Source organism: Streptomyces sp. SID1328 (assembly GCF_009865595.1).
Classification (GTDB): Bacteria; Actinomycetota; Actinomycetes; order Streptomycetales; family Streptomycetaceae; genus Streptomyces; species Streptomyces griseoluteus.
The window spans coordinates 1-6,179 of sequence record NZ_WWKH01000688.1; the positions used below are offsets into that span (position 1 = coordinate 1).

At 72.9% G+C, this 6,179-nt stretch carries 7 protein-coding genes and 1 pseudogene; 5 read left to right on the forward strand and 3 right to left on the reverse strand.

Annotation, left to right across the window (positions count from 1 at the left end):
• On the reverse strand, nt 1-1,037 hold a 1,037-nt coding region (locus GT030_RS21945), incomplete at its 3' end, for a CaiB/BaiF CoA-transferase family protein (protein WP_161201179.1).
• A gap of 221 nt (nt 1,038-1,258) precedes the next feature.
• On the opposite strand from GT030_RS21945, the gene GT030_RS21950 reads away from it, so the two are divergent.
• Together GT030_RS21950 and GT030_RS21955 are read left to right on the forward strand one after the other, a co-directional pair.
• Nucleotides 1,259-2,443 carry a saccharopine dehydrogenase NADP-binding domain-containing protein gene (locus GT030_RS21950; RefSeq protein ID WP_161201178.1) on the forward strand — a complete coding sequence of 395 codons (1,185 nt, stop codon included), beginning with the start codon at nt 1,259-1,261 and terminating at the stop codon, nt 2,441-2,443.
• A 50-nt stretch (nt 2,444-2,493) separates the two neighbouring features.
• Entirely contained in the window at nt 2,494-3,441 is a 948-nt protein-coding gene (locus GT030_RS21955) for a GNAT family N-acetyltransferase (protein ID WP_161201177.1), read from the forward strand.
• Here GT030_RS21955 and GT030_RS21960 read toward each other — a convergent pair.
• Nucleotides 3,381-4,133 (reverse strand): endonuclease V, encoded by a 753-nt coding sequence (locus GT030_RS21960; protein WP_161201176.1) that lies wholly within the window; start codon nt 4,131-4,133, stop codon nt 3,381-3,383. The genes GT030_RS21955 and GT030_RS21960 overlap by 61 nt on opposite strands.
• Nucleotides 4,134-4,175: 42 nt before the next feature.
• Here GT030_RS21960 and GT030_RS21965 point away from each other — a divergent pair, with 42 nt between their 5' ends.
• The gene (locus tag GT030_RS21965; RefSeq protein ID WP_161201175.1) at nt 4,176-4,472 is read left to right on the forward strand and encodes a YciI family protein; all 297 of its coding nucleotides are present in this window, start codon (nt 4,176-4,178) and stop codon (nt 4,470-4,472) included.
• A 12-nt stretch (nt 4,473-4,484) separates the two neighbouring features.
• Here the strand turns inward: GT030_RS21965 and GT030_RS21970 are convergent.
• Nucleotides 4,485-4,634: pseudogene (locus GT030_RS21970) on the reverse strand (plasmid stabilization protein); the annotation flags it as partial.
• 387 nt (nt 4,635-5,021) lie between these two features.
• Here GT030_RS21970 and GT030_RS21975 point away from each other — a divergent pair.
• Nucleotides 5,022-5,537 carry a GNAT family N-acetyltransferase gene (locus tag GT030_RS21975; protein ID WP_161202562.1) on the forward strand — a complete coding sequence of 172 codons (516 nt, stop codon included), beginning with the start codon at nt 5,022-5,024 and terminating at the stop codon, nt 5,535-5,537.
• Between the two features lie 266 nt (nt 5,538-5,803).
• Nucleotides 5,804-6,079 (forward strand): hypothetical protein, encoded by a 276-nt coding sequence (locus GT030_RS21980; protein WP_161202484.1) that lies wholly within the window; start codon nt 5,804-5,806, stop codon nt 6,077-6,079.
• Nucleotides 6,080-6,179: the final 100 nt, after the last annotated feature.

Here is a 6,179-nt window from a genome sequence, read left to right on the forward strand (position 1 = left end):
GTGGCGGAGAAGCGTGGGGCGGGGGCGGGCTGGACCAGCCCGTCGTGCTCGGTGAAGGTGGCGCGGGCGGCCAGGTGGGGATGGTGCGGAGCCTCGCGCAGGCTGAGGACGGGGGCCACGCAGGCGTCGGTGCCCTCGAAGCGGGAGGTCCACTCGGCGCGCGTACCGGACTTGAAGCGGGCGGCCACCCGCTCGCGCAGCTCGGGCCAGCGGGCCGGGTCGTGGTGGGCGCCGGCCAGGCCGTCGAGGTCGAGGAGGCGGAGGAACTCGGCGTAGAACCGGGGTTCCAGGGCGCCGACCGCCATGTACCGCCCGTCGGCGGTCTCGTAGGTGCCGTAGTAGGGGCAGCCGCCGTCCAGCAGGTTGGCGGCGCGGCGGTCCTGCCAGGCGCCGGCGGCGAGCATGCCGTGGATCATGGCGGAGAGGTGGGCGGTGCCGTCCACGATGGCGGCGTCCACCACCTGGCCGGTGCCGGTGGCGCGGGCGTGGTGCAGGGCCGCGAGGACGCCGACGACGAGGTAGAGGGAGCCGCCCGCGTAGTCCCCGAGCAGGTTGGCGGGCAGGGCCGGGGGTTCGCCGGGGCGGCCGATCAGGCCGAGGGTGCCGGTGACGGCGATGTAGGAGGCGTCGTGCCCGGCACGGTCGGCGAGCGGGCCGTCCTGGCCCCAGCCGGTCATCCGGCCGTAGACCAGGCTGGGGTTGCGGGCGTGGCAGTCGGCCGGGCCGACGCCGAGGCGCTCGGCGACGCCGGGGCGGTAGCCCTCGATCAGGACGTCGGCGCGCTCGGCGAGGTCGAGCACGCGCGCTGCGCCGTCCGGGGCCTTGAGGTCGACGACGACGGAGCGCTTGTTGCGGTTGGTGACATCGCGCGCGGGGTCGATGCCGAGGCCGGGGCCGTCGGGCCGGTCCACCCGGACCACGTCGGCGCCGAGGTCGGCCAGGAGCATCGCGGCGAAGGGGCCGGGGCCGATACCGGCCAGCTCGACCACCCGCACCCCGCTGAGCGGGCCCTGTCCCGGCGTCGTTGCCGTCGTCATGCCGTCATGCCCCCAAGCGCGTATGACACAAACGATGTAACACCGGTGATGCTAGGAACACCGTGCACCCGGCACAAGACCCGAACGAGCGGGCGCTTAGCGAAGTGCCCCGGTGCGCCCCGATTCCCCGGGCCCACCGCACGGGGCCCCTGCCGGGCCCCGCAGCGTTCACGCTAGCCTCGGCCCCCGACAGTCGCGCGGGCTGCACGGCAAGGAGTGTCATGAGCAGGCTGAAAACGACGGACCGTCCCTACGACATCGTGCTCTTCGGCGCCACCGGCTTCGTCGGCACGCTGACGGCGGAATATCTCGCCGCCCACGCTCCCAGGGACCTGCGCTGGGCCGTCGCGGGCCGGGACGCGGGCAGGCTGGAGGCGCTGCGGGAGCGGCTGCCCGGCGGCTCGGCCATCGGAGTGATCCACGCCGACGTGAGCGAGCCCGCCACCCTGCGGGCGCTCGCGGAGCAGGCCCGCGTGGTGGCCTCGACCGTCGGCCCGTACATCACCTACGGCGAGGAACTGGTCGCCGCCTGCGCCGACAGCGGCACGGACTACCTCGACCTCACCGGCGAGCCCGAGTTCGTGGACCTGATGTTCATCCGCCACGACGCCCGCGCCCGCGAGACCGGCGCCCGGCTGGTGCACGCCTGCGGTTTCGACTCCGTACCGCACGACCTGGGCGCCTATTTCACGGTGCGGCGGCTTCCCGAGGGGGTGCCGCTGCGGGTGGACGGGTTCGTCACGGCGAACGCCACCTTCTCCGGGGGCACGCTCGCCTCGGCCCTGAACCAGTTCGCGCGCGCCGGAAGCATGTGGGCGGCGGCCCGCGACCGGGCCCGGCACGAGCCGCGCCTGATGGACCGCCGGGTCTCGGCCCCCACGGGCGCGCCCCGGTTCGCCGGGGAGGTCAGCGCCTGGGCGCTGCCGCTGCCCACCATCGACCCGCAGATCGTGCGCCGCTCCGCCAAGTCCCTGGAGCGTTACGGCCCCGACTTCCGCTACCGCCACTACGCGGCGGTCGAGCACCTCCCGGTCGCGGCGGCGGGGCTCGCGGGCGTGGGTGTCCTCGCGGTGGCGGCCCAGCTCGCCCCGGTCCGCTCCTGGCTCTCCGGCCGGCTCCAGCCGGGCGAGGGCCCCGACGCGGAGAAGCGCGCCCGGAGCTGGTTCCGTGTCCGCTTCGTCGGCGAGGGCGGCGGGCGGCGGGTGTTCACCGAGGTCACGGGCGGCGATCCGGGCTACGGGGAGACGGCGAAGATGTTCGCGGAGGCGGCGCTGTGCCTGGCGACGGACGAGCTCCCCGACCGCTCCGGCCAGCTCACCCCGGCGACCGCGATGGGCGACGCGCTGCTGGAACGGCTGCGGGCGGCGGGAATCGGATTCCGGGTGGTGGCCGAGCGGAGCGTCTGAGCGGAAAAAACGGTTCGGCGGCGGTGCGGAGCCTGGCACAGTGGCGCCCCATGACGGACTCCGCACTCGTGGCAGCCTCGGACATCCCGCTCATGCAGGGACTGGCGCAGCGCGTCACCGCCCTCCGCCCCGACCTGATCAGCGCGGGCGCCTCGTACGGCGAGCTGGCCTGGATCTACGGCAAGGACCATGCCGCCCAGGGCGCCGGCTGGCGGCGCCACCTGTGGTTCGCCGGTGACGAGTTGGTGGCGTGGGGCTGGGCCTTCCTCCCCCGCCGGGTCCGGCGTGACGACGGATCGGTCACCGAGGTCACCGGCGCCTCGCTGAGCCACCAGGTCCATCCGGACCACGCCGAGCTGGTCGACGAGGTGATCGACTGGTACGACGCGGTGGCGGCCGGTCTTAAGCGCACCGCGCTGCCGACCACCGCCGACGAGTACGCCCTGACCCGCTGGGCGGCGCACGGCTACGAGCCGGACGCACAGGCCCTCGGCGACACCGGCGACTGGACCCAGCTCAACGGGCGGGACCTCACCGACGTGGAGCACCCGGTCCTGCCACCCGGCTTCCGCTTCCGAAACGCCGAGGAGGCGGGCCCCCGGGCCGCGGTCCGGGCCCACGTGGACGCCTGGTCCCCCTCGACCTACACGGCCCGGAGCTACGAGGGCGTCCGGCGGACAGCGGCCTACCGCGCCGACCTGCATGTCCTGGTGGAGGCCCCGGACGGCACCATGGCCGCCTCCACGATCATGTGGCTCGACCCCATCAACAAGACCGTCGAGTTCGAACCGGTGGGCACCCACCCCGCCTACCGCCGCCTCGGCCTGGCCCGGGCCATGATGCTCCACGGCATGCGTCTGGCCCGAGCGGCCGGAGCCACCCACGCGACGGTCGTCTGCCTCGGCGCGCCGGGCCACCCCAGGGCACGCGGGCTGTACTACGGACTCGGTTTCCGCGAGCTTTCCCGCGATGCGCCGCTGATCAGGCCGGCGGACTGAGAGTCCGTGCTCTCCCGCAGCGCCCGCCTGCACAGCGCGTCCGCCCGGCGGGTCGTCTCCGGGAGGCGGTACTGCGGGGTCAGGGCGAGGGTGTGGGCGAGGGCGTTCTCCAGTGACACCCGGTGCCCCACGGAGACGTACACCGGCTTGACCGCGCTGCGGGTGCGCAGGGCGGCGCCCACCTCCTCGGCCTCCTCCGCGAGCAGCGGGGCGGTGCTCCCCCGCGTCGGGGCGAGGGCCGGGTGGGTGAAGGTGAAAGGGTTCTTGGCGACGCCGATGGTGGGCAGGCCGGTCAGGACGCCGAGGTGACTGGCGAGACCGAAGCGCCGGGGGTGGGCGAGGCCGTAACCGTCGCAGACGACGAGGCCGGGCGGGCAGGGCAGCGCGTCCAGGGCCGCCCGTACGGCCGGCAGCTCACGGAAGGCGAGCAGGCCGGGGACGTAGGGGAAGGCGACCCGGCCGACGGCGGTCGCCTCGGCGACGACGGTGAGGGTGGCCGCGTCCAGGACCACGGCCGCCGCGGCGACCAGGTCGCGGGCGTCGTCGTAGGCCACGTCCACACCGGTGACATGACCGGTGCCGGGCGGCGGGCCGGGCTCGTCGCGGACGACACGGCCGCGCAACGCGTCCTGGACGGCACGGGCCTCCTCCTCGGTGGCGGGCCAGTCGGCGGGAACCTGTACGGTGATCATGGTGACCCCGACGATACGGGGCGCCGGGGTAGGCTCGCGATCATGTTCGTACTGGAGCTGACGTACACCGCCCCGCTCGACGCCGTCGACGCCGTCCTGACCGCTCATGTGGCCTGGCTGGACGAGCAGTACGACAAGGGGCTGTTCCTCGCCTCCGGCCGCAAGAACCCCCGCGACGGCGGGGTGATCCTGGCCGTCGCGGACAGCCGGGCGCGGATCGAGGCGGTCGTCGCCGAGGACCCGTTCGTCACGGCCGGGGTGTGCGAGTACCGCGTGACCGAGTTCACCGCCACGAAGACGGCGCCCGAGCTGACGCGGTACCGGCAGAGCGCCGGCTGAGCCGGCCTCGGCTCACTTCTTCTTGTCCAGCGCGCGCTGGAGCTGCTCCTTGTTCATGTCGGAGCGGCCGTGGATGCCGCGCTGCCTGGCCTCGTTGTAGAGCTGGTCGTACGTCGGGCCCTGCGAGCCCTTGCCGGAGCGCCGGCCGCCGCGCTCCCCGGAGAAGGGGCTGGTCGGATCGACGCCGCCGGTCGCCGTCAGGCGGCGCAGCGCATCGGCGTGGGCCAGGCCGGCGGAGCAGGAAGTGGATCGCATACGCAAAGTACGGACGTTCATCGGCCTGTCCAGGGGCGAGGGCCCCTTGGCCCTCCGTGTAAATCCTGGATCGATGCCGGGAGCAGAACGCAGCATCGGCGCCGACAACGGGTTCAACTCCGTCCGATCTTCGCGCCTCTCCGTGGTTGCACGTAAGCGGAACGCCATTAATGTGACGCGAAGTCCTCTTGAGTCGGCCCGGAGCCCGCAAAAGACTGCTGCGACAGCAAGGCCGTGTTCCGGACCCGGAGCCTGCGGCACAGCAGTCACGATCGCAATGCGAGGAGAACATCGATGCCCGACGCCGACCGCCGAGAGGACGCGCACTCGATCATGCTGATCGATGGAACCGCCACCCGAAGCCGGAAGGCGGTCCCCGTCGACCTGGTGCCAGTGCAGGAACTGCACCGCCGCTGCTCGCTGGGCAGTCGAGCCCTGCGGTACCACGCGGGCAAGACGGGGATCTCCCCCGCCGAATGGCGTCAGTTGTCCGATCCGGAGCGCGGCACCACGCTGGTGACCACTCCAGCCGAGCGCACGGAGTACATCATCGCCATGACGAACGTCATGCGCACCGATCAGCAAGGGGTGGGGGAACTGGCAATCCTGGTCGAGGACGCATGGCAGGCCAGGGGGCTTGGCACCGCGCTGGCCGAACATGCGGCTGTCGTTGCCCGCCGCGAGGGGCACCACGCACTGGCCGCCACGGTGGCGGCGAGCAACAAGTCGATGCTCCACCTTCTCGAGAAGCTGGACGCGACCCCGGTCGAAACCACCGGTCCCGTGCTCGACCTCCGCATCCTGCTCTAGACCTTCATCGGACCGGGCATGGCAGGCTGTCTACCCGCGCCCGCTCGACCGCGACACAGCTGATCCTGCGGCCGATCGGGTGGGTTGTCGGCAGCATGCGCTCTGGCTCAGCCCGGCGGAACTGGAGGAACCGATCGGCGAACTGCGCGCGGCCATCGCTCCGAAACTTGCCCACCAGCCGAGCCCCGAACGAGCGCAATACCTGCTCAGCCCCATCCACTTCCCGTTGGAAGCGCCTCAGGCGGAACCCGAGCCGCCCACGCCCCATGCACAACGCTCTGAACCGGAAGGCCGACGACAAAGACTCCGATGACGACCTGCCCGTGCTCGCCGTGGGTGCCCGCTTCGGCGAGTGCGACCCGGTGACTCCGGGAACCAGGGGCGCCGGAGACTGGGCGGTGACCGTGACAGTAACCGTTACCTTCGTCCCGGCCGGGGCCTGGGCCACCTTCGGCGGGACGGCCAGCTACGAGGTTCCCGGCGACCAGGGCACGCCCGAGGGCGGGGAGCTGCTGTACGCGGAACTCGATCCGGACGGGTGACGAACGCCGGGTGGCTCAGTACGCGGAGTTGACGTTGTCGATGGAGCCGTAGCGGTGGGCGGCGTAGTTGGCGGCGGCGGTGATGTTGGCGACCGGGTCG

Coding starts and splice junctions, on each gene's coding strand:
- GT030_RS21950 (WP_161201178.1), top strand. CDS start 1,259: ATGAGCAGGCTGAAAACGACGGACCGTCCCTACGACATCGTGCTCTTC.
- GT030_RS21955 (WP_161201177.1), top strand. CDS start 2,494: ATGACGGACTCCGCACTCGTGGCAGCCTCGGACATCCCGCTCATGCAG.
- GT030_RS21960 (WP_161201176.1), bottom strand. CDS start 4,133: ATGATCACCGTACAGGTTCCCGCCGACTGGCCCGCCACCGAGGAGGAG.
- GT030_RS21965 (WP_161201175.1), top strand. CDS start 4,176: ATGTTCGTACTGGAGCTGACGTACACCGCCCCGCTCGACGCCGTCGAC.
- GT030_RS21975 (WP_161202562.1), top strand. CDS start 5,022: ATGCCCGACGCCGACCGCCGAGAGGACGCGCACTCGATCATGCTGATC.
- GT030_RS21980 (WP_161202484.1), top strand. CDS start 5,804: ATGCACAACGCTCTGAACCGGAAGGCCGACGACAAAGACTCCGATGAC.